This is a genomic window from Chitinophaga sp. ARDCPP14 (assembly GCF_051362515.1).
GTDB lineage: Bacteria > Bacteroidota > Bacteroidia > Chitinophagales > Chitinophagaceae > Chitinophaga.
Window position 1 is genome coordinate 127,544 of record NZ_JBKIXB010000015.1, and the last position, 16,256, is coordinate 143,799.

A 16,256-nucleotide genomic window follows, 5' to 3' on the forward strand; every position below is an offset into this window, starting at 1 on the left:
AAAAGATTTAGGGGAGATAGAAGCGGATATCGCTTTTATCTCCCCTAATTGTTAAATAAAATCCCAGAAAATAAAATCAGTGCAATCAGTATAATCAGCGTAATCCTGCTCCAAGACAATTTCCATCGCCGAAGGCGATCCTACGCGTGTTGCTTTTTCACCAGCGGGTACATTAAGCTCAGGAATATTCCCATACAGACGGTAAAAGCCCAGGCATGCCGGTTTTCCACGGGATGCAGGAAAATGTCCCTCATATCTCCCAGCAGCGTAAGCGGGTCTTTTACAATATCCCAGCTGTTATAGCGAAGATACCGGCCAATATATACGCCCATTCCGCATAGGAACATTACAGGGAAAGTAAATAACCATGCAGGCCAGCGGCTATGCCGGTTGCTCCATAATTTCTCCATGCTGCGGATAGACATATACCCGAACATCATGCCGTTCCAGGCGAAAGAGAAAATCACAAACAGATCAAACCACAATGGCACGCCGCCATCAAATAAATGAAACAGGTCCGTAAGGATGTAGGGGGCGTTGGGAATAAACAGCAGCCATACTATAAAGCAGCCGTACCAGTTATACCGGTTTTTGATTTGTTCCGGGTGCTTTTCCATCCAGCCGGTGATAGCAAAAGGAATGAAGGCCAGGAAAAGGTTCCAGATCAGTGATACCCGCAGATAGCTGCCGGTATGAACTACACGACAAAGAAGCAACGCCATACTGAACAGTACAGATGTATACAGGGTGTATTGGTGCCGCGACCGGCCTATACGGTGTTGTAATAAACGAATGGTTCTCATCAATTGCATATGGTTACTTTTAGTCAAATTAAAATATAGGGAATAAATACGACAGCCCCGATAATAACGGCTGCCACAGCCGCTATCAGTACAGCGCCGGCCGCTACATCCTTGATGAACTTCACTTTCGGATGCAGCTGTGGCGAAAGATGATCCATTATTTTTTCGATAACTGTATTAAGCATTTCTGTAATCCACACCAATGTAATGGCGAGGATGATCCAAATCCATTCCGGCGTTGCTATTTTATACCAGCAACCGGCTGCCACCACCACGATGGTAGCGAGGGCGTGAATACGCGCATGTGGCTCACTGCGCAGGAAAGCGGCAATACCACTGAATGCGTATCCGAAGCTGGCCAACCGTTTGCTGATATAAGAGTTTCCCATGTTTGTTTTTATTGCTGGATATTGGTGTTTTTCTGTCCTAATTTATCCCATTTGATGGTGGTGCTGAAATACATGATCAGGGCGAGGATGATAAAGAGTCCTAAGCTTCCCATCAGCAGTGCCTGATCTTCTGCACTGATAATCACGTAAATGAATCCGTAAAGGATGGCAAGCGTAGCCCCGATGCCGGCTGCAATGCGGCCGCTTTTAAAGGCAGCAGCCGTATACGCAATAATCAGACCTATTGTGAGCACACTGGCAATAAGATAAGCCATAGTAAAGTTAATTTGTTCTGAAATAGAGATGAGCAGGGTATAAAAAATACAGAGGGCTAACCCGATGAGGGCATATTGTAATGGATGAAGGGCGCGGCGTTGTGATAGCTCAATAAAATAAAAGACAAAAAAAGTTAACCCAATGATCATGACGGCATACTTTACCGCCCGCATAGACATCTGGTAGCTTTCGGCAGGCATGAATAACTTAATCCCGAAATCGGCGGAATGGATGTCAAATTTCTTGCCTTCCCAGCTTTGCGGATAGTTGCGGTTCAGGTGTTGTATCTGCCAGGTAGCGGCAAAGCCTTTATCGTCCACCCGGCGGGTTTTCGGCGGGAACGCTTCATCGAATGCGGGATCAGTCCAGCTGGAATTGATGCCTACCATGGTTGTTTTACCAATGGGAGAAAAACTGATCCGTCCGGAGCCCTTTATCCCCAGCTCCAGGGAGAAGCTACCGCCCAGGGCGCCGGCGTCGCCGGGGACAACCGATACCGGGGTTTGGATACCATTATCAAACAGGTCCTTGCTGACCAAACCGGGGTTAAATAAATAGGATTTACCATTCCACATCATCTGCACCTGGTTGCCAATGCCCCGCAAATCGCTGATGCCAATGAGTACTGACGCATGTTCCCAATCTAAGGCGGAAGGAGGGATATTAAGCGACAACAGTTCATTGCGGTTAAAAGTGCCGCTCAGCTGCAACCTGGCATTGTACACGGCTACATTGAAAATACCGCGGTGCAGTTTTTCGGGCAACAGCTCTCCGTTGATCCGTAAACTATCCGGCAGGAGGTACACATAGGTTGCTTCGTCGGTTCCGGCTTTATACGGAATGGCCAGCACTGGTCCTGTAATATTCTGTTCGCCTCCCCAGCGGCTGCCGATTTCCTGGGTGGCTTCATTTTGCCGGTCGCGGCGTTCCCAGATAATGTTTTGAATCATCGCCGCTGGTACGAGCAGTACCAGCGTCAATACTGAGATGATGATCGCTTTAATAGCGTAGGCGTAGCGGTCAAAGAAAGAAGGAGATCCGTTTGTTGAAGGTTCCATATTTTTTATTTTTAAAAGTACTTTGTATTTCAAAGTAAAAAGACAAAAAAAATTTATTTAGTGAATTTGATCATATGCTCAAGCGCCGCGATATGGCCTTTGAAAGCTTTTTCGCCAGCCGCGGTAATAGCATAGGTAGTATTGGTTTTCCTGCCAATAAAGCCCTTATGCACTTTGAGATACCCGTTCTCTTCAAGTGTATTGAGATGCGATGCCAGGTTACCATCGGTTACTTCCAGCATCTGTTTGAGATCGTTGAAATTTACTTCCTCGTTCACCATCAATACACTCATAACGCCCAGGCGTATACGGCTCTCGAAAATCTTATTTAAGTTACCTATCGGGTTCATGCGATTGATTAAACTGTCCCTTTCCGTTCATATTTCCACCACATCAGCGCTCCATAAATGATGTGCAGTAAACCGAAACCTATAGCCCAAAAATAAAGACCATCGTTCAAATAGAAAAGATTAAGTATACCGAGAACAACTTCACAGATTCCCAGGTACCTCACATCGGGCAAAGTATATTTACTGGCATTGATGATGGCCAACCCATAAAATACCAGGCAGGTAGGGGCTATCAGTCCTTCCTGGTGGTTAAATAATAACCCGGCTATAAAAGCGCCGCCCGCCGCCAAAGGAATCGCTGTGTTGATCAGCACTTTCCGCGACGTTAAGTCCCAGATCGGTAAATTATTTTTCTTCGCCTTGCGCCAGGTAAAAAAAGTTCCGGCGATAAGCGCTGCCGCTAACACAGAAAATCCCAAAACAATTAACCGGTACTTCAGCACTATGAAATCTGAATGACTATGTACACCGGTAGTGTTCCACCTGAAATAATATTCATTCAGCCACATATTGGCAATAAATGCGCCGATCAGGCCACAGATACCGGCGGAGATACCGCTTAATCCACTCAGCGAAATGAAACGACTGCTGCGTTCCATCATTCGCTTAATGTCTGTTAATGCCTGCAGATGTTGTTGGTCTGTCATACAAAAAAGTACTTTGCAATACAAAGCTAATAGAAAAATCCGAATCACAAAATATAATTTTTTGTTATAACTGCGTTACCTATAGGATACTGACTGTCCAGAATCGCAATAAATGATATAATATTGTTGTCAGATATGGTTGGCTGGAAAAGAATATTAGCAATAATCATCGGCGTAAGCGGCTGGGGTTCGGGTTTGATGGCGCAGCAGTACAAGGTTAGTGGAGTGGTTAGAGACGCGCACTCACAGGAAATCATTCCGTTCGCCACTCTTCAGTTTGTGCGTACCCAAACAGGTATGGTTAGCAACGCGGAAGGGAAATACCTCTTCGAACTAAATGTTATCCCATCAGATTCATTGCTGGTCAGGGTAATGGGATATAACATCCTTAAATTGCCGGTTAACAAAGATCAGAAAGAACAGGTCATCAACTTTGAGGTAACCCGCTCAGATGTTTCCCTGAAAACATACGAGGTGAAAGCCAACGTCAACTGGGCACTCATTCTCCTGAAACAAATCGTTAAACATAAACCGGAGAATAATTATAATCGCCTCGATAACTACAAATACGAGGTATATAATAAGCTGGAGCTGGACATGAAGAATCTCAACAAAGAGAAACTCGGGAAAAACCGCTTCACCAAACCGTTTGCGTTTATTCTTGATAACATAGACAGTACTTCTGAAGACAAACCTTTCCTACCCATTTTCCTCACGGAAACATTATCGGATTATTATTTCCAGTCGAGCCCCCGCAAAACAAAAGAAATCATCAAGGCCGCCCGAACGTCGGGAATAGATAATGAAAGCGTGACCAAATTCCTGGGAGGGATGTACCAGAATGTAAATGTATACGACAACTTCATCCCGGTATTCGATAAACTGTTTGTAAGTCCCATTCACCACAACGGCGCCTTCTACTACGATTACTCCATTGCAGATACACAATACGTCAACAGCCAGCGGTTTATTAAACTAAACTTCACGCCTAAACGCAAAGGAGAAAATACTTTTATTGGTGATATCTGGGTACATGATACCACTTACGCCGTACAAAAAACTACGCTGTCGGTACCCCGGGACGCCAACATCAACTTCGTCCGCAAAATCAGCATGGTACAGGAATTCCGGCAATTACCCGATAGCTCCTGGTTCCTCTATAAAGATAAATTTATTGCCGACTTCTGGGCGCCAAGCCCCAAGCCGGGGAAAACGTTTGACTTCATAGGCCGTAAAACCACGACTTATGATGACGTAATTACGAATGATACCGCTGCTACCAACATCTTCAGTGATAAAAAATATCCGGAAAATGTAATGGTGCTGGATAGCGCAAGAGCACGGAAGGATTCCTTCTGGATGGATAACCGCCCGGAAAATCTCAGCAAAAATGAAGAAGGCATCTACAAAATGGTGGATACCCTTCAGAAAATGCCGCTTTTCCGGAGCTATTCAAATACAATCCGGTTCCTCGCTACCGGCTATAAGCCCTTTGGCCCTATTGAATGGGGACCTTACTATTACCTGTTTTCCCAAAACAGGCTGGAAGGTTTCCGTTTACGACTGGACCTCGGTACCACCCCGCAGTTCAATAAAGATCTGTACCTGTACGGTTACCTGGCCTATGGCTTCACGGATCATGTATACAAGGGGAAAATGTCGGCGCTATGGCTGCTGAAAAGACATCCGCGTACCTATCTGTATGCATCTTTCACAAAAGACCTGGACAATGGCACCCACTACTATGATGAAGTAGGTACGGATAACATCTTTACCCTCGCCATCCGGAAAAATGGGGTACCGCAGAAATTCTTAATGGTGAATGAAAAACGGTTTGAATTTTTCAAAGAATACTACAGCGGTTTTTCCCACCAGATATCACTCACACACAAACAGGTAAGACCATTCGAACCGCTTCCAACCGCTGCTTTTTATCCGAAAGCGCCCGATGGCCGCGATCCGCTGACCAGCATGGAGGTAGAACTGAAATTCCGCTATGCCTTCCATGAACAATTCCTGGAAGGGAATTATTACCGGATCAGCCTGGGTAGCAAATATCCCATTGCAGAACTGAAATTTGCTGCCGGTATACCAGGCGTAGCCAACAGCGGACAAAAATATCAACGCCTTTCACTCAGCGTATCAGATTATGTAAAACTGCCACCTTTCGGCTCTTTTTACTATAATGTTTTTGGCGGTAAAATTTTTGGTACAGTACCTTATACTTCGCTTGAAGTGCATCCCGGTAACGAAATTTACTACTACAATAAGTATGCTTTCAACATGATGAACCGCTTTGAATTCATCAGTGATCAATATGCAGGCTTTAACGTGGAGCATACCATTGGTAATGGTATCTTCGGTTATATTCCACTGATTAAAAAACTGAAATGGCGCCAGTTCTGGACCGCCAAAGGCGTAATAGGTTCCTTATCGGAATCCAACAAACAACTGAATCTCAACAACGGCTTTGCATTCAAAACATTACAAGGTAATCCTTACCTCGAACTGGGTACGGGCATAGAAAATATTTTTAAATTCCTGCGGGTAGATTTTATATGGAGAGTAACACCGGATGTGACACCGGGAGAACCTGCCAACAAGCGTTTTGGCGTATTCGGTAGCTTCAAATTACAGTTTTAACCTGCTGCTCATGAAAGATGTAACACATACCCCGCTGTTTGAATGCATCCTGCGGGGAGAAATAGACGGCAGCTCGTACGACCTGGAAAATGACTATCAATGTATCAAAATGCAATTGGATGGAGCAGAGAAAAAATTGCAGCTGAGGTTTATTAATGATGATTATAAAATCATTCTTGAGTTTCATCAAACTACGATAACGTGCTTCACCATCCTGCCTGAAAAAAGCAGCGGCAGTACCTCGCTGACAAGCTTCTACCGGGGACAATTCAAGTTCAATAACAACCTTCACGAAATAACGGCACAAGGCAAATACTATTACTATCTATCTTTCCTCGGCAACGATGCGATAGAGCTGTTTGCCAAACGTGTTACCCTATCTTTAAGCCGGTTGAATTCCTGAATTAAACTGTCATTAAACATGATCAGCTGCTTCGCAGATAATGCTGCAGGCCCATTTTATTTCTTCGGGCGTAATGATCAGGGGAGGCACGATGCGCATACATTCTGCGGCAAAGAGGAACCAGTCGGTGAGCACACCTTTATCGATGCAATAATCAATTACCTTTTTATTTACCGGGAAATTTTCAAATTCTACTGCGATCATCAATCCTAATGAGCGTACCGATTTAATAGCCGGATGTTTCAGGTGTTCCAGGAACAACTGACCTTTTGCATTCACTTCTTTCAACAGATCCTGGTCCAGCAATGCCTGGAAGCCTGCACGGCCTGCGGCGCAATTTACAGGGTGGCCTCCAAACGTAGTGATATGGCCTAACACAGGGTTGTTGGTCAATGTCCACATGATGTCGCGGGAGGCGATGAAAGCGCCTAATGGCATGCCCCCGCCGAGTGCTTTACCAAGCAGTAATACATCGGGTACAATACCAAATTGTTCGAAAGCCCACAACGTACCGTTTCTCCCAAAACCACACTGAATTTCATCCAGTATAAGCAAGGCGCCGGTAGCCGAACATTTTTCGCGCAGCGCGTGTAGCCATTCCCGTTGTGGCACTATTACGCCGCCTTCCGCCTGCACACTTTCTGCGATCACGGCGGCGGTGTTTCCGGTGATCAGCTCCAGCGACGCAAAGTTATTATACTCCAGGTGTTGTATACCCGGCAACAAAGGCCGGTAAGCGTTGCGCCAGTATTCATCGCCAAGGATGCTCAGCGCTCCTTGTGTAGATCCATGATAACTACGGTTAAAAGCAGCAATTTCCGTCCGGCCGGTATACCGTTTGGCCAGTTTCATGGCGCCTTCCACGGCTTCGGCTCCTGAATTGGTAAAATATACACAGTTTAACTGTTCCGGAAGATGCTGGGTGAGCAGGCTGGCAAAGGCCACCTGCGGCGATTGTACAAACTCACCATACACCAGCAGGTGCATATATTGCTGCGCCTGTTCCTGTATGGCCTTTACAACGGCAGGATGGCAATGTCCTACGTTACATACACTGATACCGGCAATCAGGTCGAGATACCTTTTCCCGTTTACATCCCACATATACATGCCTTCCGCTTTCACGATCTCCAATGCCAGAGGAGCATCGGAGGTTTGCGCTACGTGCTGCAAAAAAAGTTGCCTGTTGTTCATATCACTAACTGCTCTGTTCTTTGCGAAGTTAGAAAACAACTGCTAATTAGTAATTGTTATATTTGTAACATAAGCACTAAAACATTTAATTATGGCGCACATTATTCCACTGAACGGAGTTACTCCTCAAATTCCTGAAGACTGTTACATTGCCCCCAATGCTACTATAGTAGGGGATGTAGTAATGGGTAAAGGTTGCACGATATGGTTCAACGCTGTTGTTCGCGGCGATGTAAACAGCATCCGCCTCGGCGAAAATGTGAACGTACAGGATGGTGCAGTGATTCATTGTACTTATCAGAAAACCAAAACGATTGTAGGCAATAATGTGTCTATAGGCCATAATGCCATTCTGCATGGCTGTACCATTGAGGATAATGTGCTGGTAGGCATGGGCGCCATTGTTATGGACAATGCCCGTGTAAGCAGCAACAGCATCATTGCTGCCGGCGCCGTTGTACTGAGCGACACGCATGTGGAACCAGGTACCATTTACGCCGGTGTACCCGCCCGCAAAGTAAAAGATATTGATATGGCCCTCATCAGCGGGGAAATCAACCGTATTTCAAAAAACTACAGCATGTACGCTTCCTGGTACCAGAACGCAGAGGAAGTAAAAGTGCCTTAGTAATCATCTTACAAAAAAATGTTATATTGCAGGCAAATACCCTCCTATGAAAATACTCATATGCCTGCTGACATTGGGAAGCATCCTGTTTGCCAGCTGTTCATCGCAGAAAACAGGATGCCCTGCTTCCAACTACTACACCAAAGATATAAAGCAACAAAACCGTAAGGCTGGCAAACAAATGCGGCTGTTTTAAACCTATCCTATGCGCAAAGTCATCCCACTGGCCCTGGTGGCCATTATCATGTGCTTTACTGCCTGCAGAACACAAAAAAAAGGCTGCCCGCAACCCAAACGGAACTGGGGGGCAGAAAAAGTGCTGGACGAATTAGGCAAACCCAGAAAAGGCTGATCAGTATTGTTCTTCCTCAATGGTTTCCAGGATGGTAGCATAGCTCACATACCTGTCTACATCAATATGCCCTTCCTCCACGGCTACTTTCACCGCACAACCGGGCTCATTGATATGCAAACAGTTATTAAACTGGCATTGGGCAATATAAGGTTGCATTTCAAGGAAATAGTGGGAGAGTTCCGGCTTTGGAATATCCACGATCCCAAATTCCCTGACGCCGGGGGTATCTATCAAACAACCGCCAAAAGGCAGGTCGTACATTTCAGCAGAAGTAGTAGTGTGCAATCCCTTGCCACTCCAGCCGCTCACTGCTTTGGTCCGCAGATCGAGACCGGGCATCAGTACATTGATCAGGGAAGATTTACCCACCCCGGAATGCCCCGCCATTAAGGTGGTTTTGTCTTTCAACTGCGCCCTTACCGTATCTACCCCGTTGCCGTTCGCTGCAGAGATCAGTAATACCTGGTAGCCGATACTGCTGTACAGCTCTTCCAGTTCCTCAAATTTTTCGTTTTCCTTCTCTTTATAAATATCCTGCTTGTTGAAAACAAGTATCACCGGGATATGATAAGCTGCTGCTGTAACCAGGAAACGATCAATAAAGCCCTGCGAAGTGCGTGGTTCTTTTACGGTACACACCAGCATCGCCTGATCCATATTAGCCGCTACAATATGTTTTTTATTTTTACCATGAGGGGAACTGCGCACTATATAATTCTTCCGGGGGCCTATTTCCGTTATCATGGCATTTTTGGCGTTGGCATCACTGTCATCTTCCACAATTTCCACTACGTCGCCCACAGCGATAGGATTAGTAGAAGTAATATCTTCATTCTTTTTGAAGATACCTTTCATCCTCGCCTGGAATGTTTCACCAGTGGCCGTTTTAACCACATACCAGCTTCCCGTTGATTTATATACTGTTGCTTGCATAAGATCCCCAAAGGTAAGCGAATTTTGTTTTATGGGGGAGCGCCTTCGGCGCTGGAAATTGTCTTGGAGCAGGATTACGCTGATTTTACTGATTACACTGATTTGATCACTTTTGATTTTACTTTTTGATTTTATAAAGATGAAGGGAGATATAAGCGGATATATTCGCTCGTATCTCCCTTCATCTTTATAAAATCAAAAAGTAAAATCAAAACATAATCAAATCAAGCTAATCAGTAAAATCAGCGTAATCCTGCTCCAAGACAATTTCCAGCGCCGAAGGCGCTATGGCAGGCTCTTGAAAAGCGTATACCGCAGCACGGTTTCCAGCAGGATGCAACCTAAGGCAATCATCGCCAGCAGGAAGAAGTGTTCTGCAAAACGTTTATAGGAAGTGATTTCCACCTTTGTTTTTTCCAGCTGGTCAATTTCACTGTAGATGCTCTTCAGATCGTTTGTATTGGTGGCCCGGAAGTATTTACCACCGGTCTCTTTTGAAATCTTTTTCATCAGTGGTTCGTCGATCTGCACATCCTGCATCACCATTTGCACGCTGCCATCAGACATGGGCATGGGAAACGGCGCTTTACCAATAGTACCCACACCAATGGTGTACACACGGATCTTAAATGCCTTGGCAATTTCCAGTGCGGTGAGCGGATCTACGAGACCGGTATTATTCACCCCATCTGTGAGGAGGATGATCACTTTACTTTTAGCATGACTGTTACGCAGGCGGTCTACCGAAGTAGCGAGTCCCATACCGATGGCGGTACCATCCTGCAACATGCCGCTTTTCACCTGCATGATCTGGTTTTTCAGCACCGCATGATCCGTAGTGATAGGACATTGTGTAAAGCTTTCCCCGGAAAACACCACCAGTCCTATACGATCGCTGATGCGTTTATCCACGAAATCGGAGGCCACTTTTTTCGCTGCCTCCATACGGTTGGGCTGCAGATCTTCCGCCAGCATACTGCCGGAGATATCGATAGCCATTACAATGTCGATGCCTTCACTGTCGATGCTTTCAGAAGTGTTGGAAGTTTGTGGTCTTGCCAGTGCTACAATGAGTGCAATTACCGCCAGGATACGCAACACCAGTAACAGGGGTCTGAAACGCACTTTCCAGGATACCGGCAGTCCTTTCAAACCTTCAATGGAAGATACCATCATTACACTTTGCCTGCCTCTGCGCCGTGCAAAGTACCAGTATATCAACACCGGTACCAGCAGCAGAAGCCACAGGACAACCGGGTAGGCAAATTCAATATTTTTCCAGGTTGAAAAATCCATCAATTTTTAATTAAGATCCATGCTGACTTTATGCTTTTTCGAGGGTAGCATCGGTACCGGTTTCCTCAGCCGGACCCGCTTTTGGTTTGGTCCACTCCAGGATTTCTTCGGCTTTCCGCATACATTCTTCATGTTCATCTGCCGTTGGTTGCAATTTGGCAAACTTTGCCAGATCCGCAATCGCCAACAGCGAACGCAGTTTGTCCCTTTGCTGGTTCAGCTTAGTCACCGGCTTGATATTCTGCAGTAATTCCTCACTGGTTTGCTCCAGCGCAGCAATGCTGAACTGATGCTCAAAGTAGGTACGCAGGATATCCGTTAACCGGGTATAGTATTGTTTAATATCGCCCTGTTGCCATACCTTTTCTTCCTTCAGCGCTTTCAGCTCCTGTACTGCAATTTCGTATGGGGAAACGGTAGGCGTTTGTATAACCGGCGGCGTTTTTTTACGGGTACGGAGATACCATATGAGTCCGCCGATGATGAGCACAGCTGCGGCGCCTATAACGATATACAGCCAGTAGTCCCAGATGCTCCAGGCTACGCCTTTTATTTCTTTAATTGGTTTGAATGCTTTAGTGGTATCTACTGCTACGGTGTTTACATCAATACCGATAGGCAATGTAATGGCAGAATCGGGGGTAGCATTGGCGCCGCTGAAAACCTCGAAACGCATGGAAGGAATATCCCAATGGCCGGAGTCGAAACTGGTAAGGGTAAAAGTCTGGTGAAGGATGCGCTGATCCTGGTTTACCACGGTATCAAGATTGGAGCGGGTTACCACCTCAAAATGATCCAGTGAATCGGGTAATACCGGGAAGAGCACTTTAAAGTTAGCGTCCTTAAACTGTTGCGCTGTCAGCGTAGCGGTAAGCTGCAGTTTTATCTGCTCACCGATCCTGATACTATTGGTATCTGCTTTGGCGATTACATCCACGGCCTGCTGTGCCAGCAGGGAGAAAGGAAATAACAACCCCAGTATGCAACATAAAAACAGACGCCTTATCACTTGTTGTTTATACATGTTTAATTTGCTCTCCTTTAAATCTTATGCCCTGTTCAGGAAAAATGTTTGTAACGCTTTCACATAGTCCTCGTCGGTACGTACGCTCACTAATTCTGCGCCACTTTTCATAAACGCATTTTTGCAATATTGTGAATGCTGCAGGAATTGCTGCTCATAATACTGGCGTACGCGGCGGTCGTTGGTATCAACCCATTGCGTAGCGCCCGTTTCAGCGTCTGCTACCTGGATCAGTCCTACCGGTGGCAGGTCTTTATCCCGCTGGTCATATACCTGCACCCCTACTACATCATGCCGTTTTGCGGCGATGTTCAGTGCGTCCTGGTAATTTCCGGATAAGAAATCGCTTAGCATAAAAACGATGCTGCGTTTTTTGGTAGCATTGTTAAAGAAACGCAGGGTTTCTTTTATGTTAGTTCCTTTTCGTTTAGGCGTAAATGATAGTAGTTCACGGATGATGAAAAGAATATGTGATTTACCTTTTTTAGGAGGGATATATTTCTCCATCCCATCGCTGAAAAAGATAACGCCCACCTTATCATTATTTTTGATGGCAGAAAAAGCGAGTACAGCGCACAGTTCCGTGATCAGGTCACGTTTGTCCTGCTTTTTGGTGCCGAAGGAAGAGCTTTCGCTCATATCCACCAGCAGCATCACGGTAAGTTCTCTTTCTTCTTCAAAAACCTTTACGAAAGGATGGTTGAACCGTGCTGTTACATTCCAGTCGATAGATCTCACATCATCACCAAACTGATAGTCCCTTACTTCGCTGAACGACATACCCCGGCCTTTGAAGGCGCTATGGTATTCCCCCGCAAATATATGGTTGGTAAGCCCTTTCGTCTTAATCTCTATCTGCCTTACCTTTTTTAATATTTCAGCCGTATCCAATGGGAAAAATTTTGAGTTGTGAATTACGAATAAATGCCCGGTCCGGCAGCTTTTGGCTGCTATGGTACTTCTACTGCGTTCAGTATTTCACTCAGGATATTTTCGCTGGTAACGTTTTCTGCTTCTGCTTCATAGGTTAAACCTACGCGGTGACGCATAACGTCGAAGCATATATTACGTACATCTTCCGGGATCACATAGCCGCGACGCTTCATGAAAGCGTAGGCTTTGGCAGCCCAGGCCAGGTTGATGCTGGCTCTTGGCGAACCGCCGTATGCGATGAGCGGTTTCAGTTTATTGAGTTTATATTCTTCCGGATTACGGGTGGCAAAAACGATATCGAGGATATATTTTTCGATCTTCTCATCCATATACACTTCCCTTACCAGTTTACGCGCTTCGAGGATATCGGAAGGCTGGATAATGGGACGGATGGGAGCCGAGAGTTCCGGGTTCAGGTTTTGACGGATGATCTGTTTTTCTTCTTCCTTGGTAGGATAGCCAATCACCACTTTGAGCATGAAACGGTCTACCTGTGCTTCGGGCAGGGTGTAAGTACCTTCCTGCTCAATCGGGTTCTGGGTAGCCAGTACCAGGAAGGGCTCGTCCAGTTTGAAGGTAGTATCGCCGATGGTGATCTGTCTTTCCTGCATGGCTTCCAGCAGGGCGCTCTGTACTTTTGCCGGGGCACGGTTGATTTCATCCGCCAGGATAAAGTTGGCGAAGATGGGGCCTCTGCGTACTACAAATTCATTCTTTTGCTGGTTATAGATCATGGTACCTATCACATCCGCAGGCAACAGGTCAGGCGTAAACTGGATACGGCTGAATTTCGCGTTGATAGCGGACGACAGGGACTTGATAGACAATGTTTTTGCCAGACCGGGTACGCCTTCCAGCAGTACGTGGCCCTGGGCCAGCAAACCGATGAGCAGTCTCTCCACCATATAACGCTGGCCAACAATTACTTTACCTAACTCCATTGTGAGCAGGTCCACGAAGGCGCTTGCCTGGTGAATCTTCTCATTCAGTTGCCGGATGTCGGACGATGTATTTTCCATGCTAATAATTTTTCAGGTGTGCTAAAATAAACATTCTCTGGTCAAATAAAACTTATCACTATGTGAATGGGCCGTTAAAATGCTGTTAAACTTGCCACTATGGCTCATTTCCGGCAAATAATCATTCTATGACGCTGCCTAAATTAATAAAGCCCTGCATATTTATATAATATTTTTCCCTATAACGTACCTTTGCGGGGAATAAGCGTCTGGCAAAAAGCCAACAATTTAAAAGCAACAGTAATATGGAAGATTTTGAGAAGCGCTGGAAACCGGTAGAAGATATGCTTACCGAAAGATTTGGTAAAAAGCCCAATATGGAAGCCATTCTTTTCCTTATCGGCGTAAATGAAATAAATAATTTAAAGAAGAAATATACCAAAGAACAGAAGCAGGATCTGATGCATGTGGCAGTATGTACGCTGCTGAGCCAGAGCGGCTACTTTGAGCTGGATGGCTACGACGAAGACGGATGGCCGCATTTCAAAGAGTTACAACCCGTTCCGAAAATGGAAATGATGGAACAGGAAACCTTTCTGAAAGAACATGTAATTGCTTACTTTACCGGTCACGAAGAAGCCTAATACACTTTTATGAAGAAACTGCTACTGCTGGGTACCCTGTTTTTGCTGATTGTTAACCTGGCAACTGCCAAAGACCGGAAAGTAAAAGTAACCACCCCTTATGGTACCATGATCATCCGGTTATATGATCAAACCCCGAAACACCGGGATAATTTCATCAGGCTGGCCAGACGGCACTTTTACGACAGCACGCTGTTTCACCGGGTTATCCAGACCTTTATGATCCAGGGCGGCGATCCGGATTCCAAACACGCCCATGCGGGCGATACATTGGGCAACGGCGATGTGGGGTATACCATACCACCTGAGTTCCAGCTGGACTTATTCCACCGCAAAGGCGCACTGGGAGCAGCCCGGGACGACCGTCCCGATAAGGCTTCTTCCGGATGCCAGTTTTACATCGTGCAGGGCAAGGTATTTACCGATGAGCAACTGGATAAGCTGGAGCAAACAAGGCTCAAAGGCCGCAAAATCCCAACAGATCAGCGGCAGGTATATAAAACGGAAGGCGGCAGCCCACACCTCGATCAAAACTATACGGTGTTTGGCCAGGTAATTAAAGGCATGGACGTGATCGATAAAATCGCCGCACTAAAAACCGACAGCCACGACAGACCATTGCAGGACGTACCTGTGAAGATCCGTGTCATAAAGAAATGGCTGATCTTCTAAATAAAAAAATACCATGTCCGGAGAAAGTCAAAATTTAAGATAGCTTCCCGTCAAAATCATAATAGTTTCTGTATTTTTACGGCTCAAAATCAAACTTGATATGAATTTTCCGTCAAATCTGCGTTACACAAAGGATCACGAATGGATTTTATTAGAAGGTAACGTAGCTACCATCGGTATAACTGAATTTGCACAACGCGAATTAGGCGATATAGTTTTCGTTGATATCAATTCATTGAGCAAGCCAGTGAACGCCGAAGAAGTTTTTGGTACAGTGGAAGCAGTAAAAACAGTATCTGATCTGTTTATGCCTGTTGCCGGTACCGTTAGTGAAGTGAATCCTGCACTGGAGGCTTCTCCGGAACTGGTAAACCAGGATCCTTATGGGGAAGGCTGGATGGTGAAAGTAACTGTTAACAACCCGGCTGATGTGGAAGCACTGCTGGATGCTGCTGCTTACCAGGCGCTGGTAGGGGAATAATTCCGACCAAAATAATCTTTTATATAAGAAAGGACAACAGGCTACGTTATTGAACGGTCAGCCTGTTGTCCTTTTTACTGGTAGTACTATAACCCGTTCATTAATTAAAAAAGGATCATGAAACTCCTGAGATATTATACGCCAGCTATTCTATGGATCATCCTGATCCTGGTTTTGTGTACCCTGCCAGGGAAGGACATTCCCTCCAACTCATTTTTTGATAAAATCCATTTTGACAAATTCGTTCACTTCGGCCTGTTCGGAGGCATTGTTTTATTCCTGAGCCTCGGCATCTACTGGCAAAAAAAACACGTCTCTGCGGGCACCCTTGTATTGCTGGTGATTTGTGCTGCAGGGTATGGCCTTGCTATAGAATTTATCCAGGAGTACTGGGCTATTGGCCGCAGCTTTGATATGTTTGACGTGCTGGCCGACACCCTGGGTGCTATCGCCGGCGTATGGGTATTTAAAATTGTCAGATCCCTGTTCTTCAAAAACGCTGATAAATAAAAAATCCCCCCTGTAACCAGGGGGGAATGTATATCTGCTTATGAGAAATAAGTATTCT

Annotated in this window: 20 protein-coding genes; 9 read left to right on the forward strand and 11 right to left on the reverse strand. The window is 45.6% G+C overall.

Features of this window, described 5'->3' with window-relative positions:
* Positions 1 to 140 precede the first annotated feature (140 nt).
* Genes ACLHR0_RS29625 through ACLHR0_RS29645 form a run of 5 tightly spaced genes read right to left on the reverse strand, consistent with a single transcriptional unit; the run spans position 141 to position 3,523 of the window.
* Complete coding sequence (locus ACLHR0_RS29625) at positions 141 to 812, reverse strand: DUF1361 domain-containing protein (protein ID WP_436491452.1); 672 nt, start codon at positions 810 to 812, stop codon at positions 141 to 143.
* A 14-nt stretch (positions 813 to 826) separates the two neighbouring features.
* Positions 827 to 1,192 (reverse strand): diacylglycerol kinase family protein, encoded by a 366-nt coding sequence (locus tag ACLHR0_RS29630; RefSeq protein ID WP_429043833.1) that lies wholly within the window; start codon positions 1,190 to 1,192, stop codon positions 827 to 829.
* 8 nt (positions 1,193 to 1,200) lie between these two features.
* A complete protein-coding gene (creD, locus tag ACLHR0_RS29635) occupies positions 1,201 to 2,526 on the reverse strand; it encodes a cell envelope integrity protein CreD (protein WP_436491453.1) in 1,326 nt (441 codons plus the stop codon).
* Positions 2,527 to 2,579: 53 nt separating this feature from the next.
* Entirely contained in the window at positions 2,580 to 2,876 is a 297-nt protein-coding gene (locus tag ACLHR0_RS29640; RefSeq protein WP_079469850.1) for a winged helix-turn-helix domain-containing protein, read from the reverse strand.
* Positions 2,877 to 2,884: 8 nt separating this feature from the next.
* Positions 2,885 to 3,523: a hypothetical protein gene (locus ACLHR0_RS29645; protein WP_436491454.1), complete on the reverse strand. Its 639-nt coding sequence runs from the start codon at positions 3,521 to 3,523 to the stop codon at positions 2,885 to 2,887.
* 123 nt (positions 3,524 to 3,646) lie between these two features.
* Between ACLHR0_RS29645 and ACLHR0_RS29650 the strand changes: the two genes are divergently transcribed.
* Together ACLHR0_RS29650 and ACLHR0_RS29655 are read left to right on the forward strand one after the other, a co-directional pair.
* Positions 3,647 to 6,166, forward strand: coding sequence for a DUF5686 family protein (locus ACLHR0_RS29650; RefSeq protein ID WP_429062032.1), 2,520 nt, complete (start codon positions 3,647 to 3,649; stop codon positions 6,164 to 6,166).
* Between the two features lie 10 nt (positions 6,167 to 6,176).
* On the forward strand, positions 6,177 to 6,569 hold the full coding sequence (locus ACLHR0_RS29655; RefSeq protein WP_429043825.1) for a hypothetical protein: 393 nt from the start codon (positions 6,177 to 6,179) through the stop codon (positions 6,567 to 6,569).
* Between the two features lie 12 nt (positions 6,570 to 6,581).
* Here ACLHR0_RS29655 and ACLHR0_RS29660 read toward each other — a convergent pair whose 3' ends face one another.
* Complete coding sequence (locus ACLHR0_RS29660) at positions 6,582 to 7,763, reverse strand: aspartate aminotransferase family protein (RefSeq protein WP_436491455.1); 1,182 nt, start codon at positions 7,761 to 7,763, stop codon at positions 6,582 to 6,584.
* Between the two features lie 91 nt (positions 7,764 to 7,854).
* Between ACLHR0_RS29660 and ACLHR0_RS29665 the strand changes: the two genes are divergently transcribed.
* From ACLHR0_RS29665 to ACLHR0_RS29675, 3 genes are read left to right on the forward strand one after another with little or no spacing between them, the layout of a single operon-like run.
* Positions 7,855 to 8,391, forward strand: a complete 537-nt coding sequence (locus ACLHR0_RS29665) for a gamma carbonic anhydrase family protein (protein ID WP_370909209.1) — start codon at positions 7,855 to 7,857, stop codon at positions 8,389 to 8,391.
* A 46-nt stretch (positions 8,392 to 8,437) separates the two neighbouring features.
* The gene (locus ACLHR0_RS29670; protein ID WP_370909208.1) at positions 8,438 to 8,587 is read left to right on the forward strand and encodes a hypothetical protein; all 150 of its coding nucleotides are present in this window, start codon (positions 8,438 to 8,440) and stop codon (positions 8,585 to 8,587) included.
* Positions 8,588 to 8,596: 9 nt separating this feature from the next.
* Positions 8,597 to 8,743, forward strand: coding sequence for a hypothetical protein (locus ACLHR0_RS29675; RefSeq protein WP_370909207.1), 147 nt, complete (start codon positions 8,597 to 8,599; stop codon positions 8,741 to 8,743).
* On the opposite strand, the gene rsgA is transcribed toward ACLHR0_RS29675, so the two are convergent.
* The 5 genes from rsgA to ACLHR0_RS29700 all read right to left on the reverse strand — a co-directional run bounded on the left by rsgA (position 8,744) and on the right by ACLHR0_RS29700 (position 13,951).
* Positions 8,744 to 9,679 (reverse strand): ribosome small subunit-dependent GTPase A, encoded by a 936-nt coding sequence (gene rsgA, locus ACLHR0_RS29680; RefSeq protein ID WP_429062036.1) that lies wholly within the window; start codon positions 9,677 to 9,679, stop codon positions 8,744 to 8,746. It abuts the gene before it with no gap.
* Positions 9,680 to 9,964: 285 nt separating this feature from the next.
* A complete protein-coding gene (locus tag ACLHR0_RS29685) occupies positions 9,965 to 10,975 on the reverse strand; it encodes a vWA domain-containing protein (RefSeq protein ID WP_436491456.1) in 1,011 nt (336 codons plus the stop codon).
* A gap of 28 nt (positions 10,976 to 11,003) precedes the next feature.
* Positions 11,004 to 11,999 carry a hypothetical protein gene (locus ACLHR0_RS29690; RefSeq protein WP_436491457.1) on the reverse strand — a complete coding sequence of 332 codons (996 nt, stop codon included), beginning with the start codon at positions 11,997 to 11,999 and terminating at the stop codon, positions 11,004 to 11,006.
* Positions 12,000 to 12,023: 24 nt separating this feature from the next.
* Positions 12,024 to 12,890, reverse strand: coding sequence for a DUF58 domain-containing protein (locus ACLHR0_RS29695; RefSeq protein ID WP_429043813.1), 867 nt, complete (start codon positions 12,888 to 12,890; stop codon positions 12,024 to 12,026).
* Positions 12,891 to 12,949: 59 nt separating this feature from the next.
* Positions 12,950 to 13,951 carry an AAA family ATPase gene (locus ACLHR0_RS29700; RefSeq protein ID WP_429043811.1) on the reverse strand — a complete coding sequence of 334 codons (1,002 nt, stop codon included), beginning with the start codon at positions 13,949 to 13,951 and terminating at the stop codon, positions 12,950 to 12,952.
* A 245-nt stretch (positions 13,952 to 14,196) separates the two neighbouring features.
* Here ACLHR0_RS29700 and ACLHR0_RS29705 point away from each other — a divergent pair, with 245 nt between their 5' ends.
* The 4 genes from ACLHR0_RS29705 to ACLHR0_RS29720 all read left to right on the forward strand — a co-directional run bounded on the left by ACLHR0_RS29705 (position 14,197) and on the right by ACLHR0_RS29720 (position 16,198).
* Entirely contained in the window at positions 14,197 to 14,535 is a 339-nt protein-coding gene (locus ACLHR0_RS29705) for a hypothetical protein (RefSeq protein WP_429043809.1), read from the forward strand.
* Positions 14,536 to 14,544: 9 nt separating this feature from the next.
* On the forward strand, positions 14,545 to 15,207 hold the full coding sequence (locus ACLHR0_RS29710) for a peptidylprolyl isomerase (RefSeq protein ID WP_429043807.1): 663 nt from the start codon (positions 14,545 to 14,547) through the stop codon (positions 15,205 to 15,207).
* A 100-nt stretch (positions 15,208 to 15,307) separates the two neighbouring features.
* A complete protein-coding gene (gene gcvH, locus ACLHR0_RS29715; RefSeq protein WP_370909200.1) occupies positions 15,308 to 15,688 on the forward strand; it encodes a glycine cleavage system protein GcvH in 381 nt (126 codons plus the stop codon).
* A 117-nt stretch (positions 15,689 to 15,805) separates the two neighbouring features.
* Entirely contained in the window at positions 15,806 to 16,198 is a 393-nt protein-coding gene (locus tag ACLHR0_RS29720) for a VanZ family protein (protein ID WP_436491458.1), read from the forward strand.
* Positions 16,199 to 16,256: the final 58 nt, after the last annotated feature.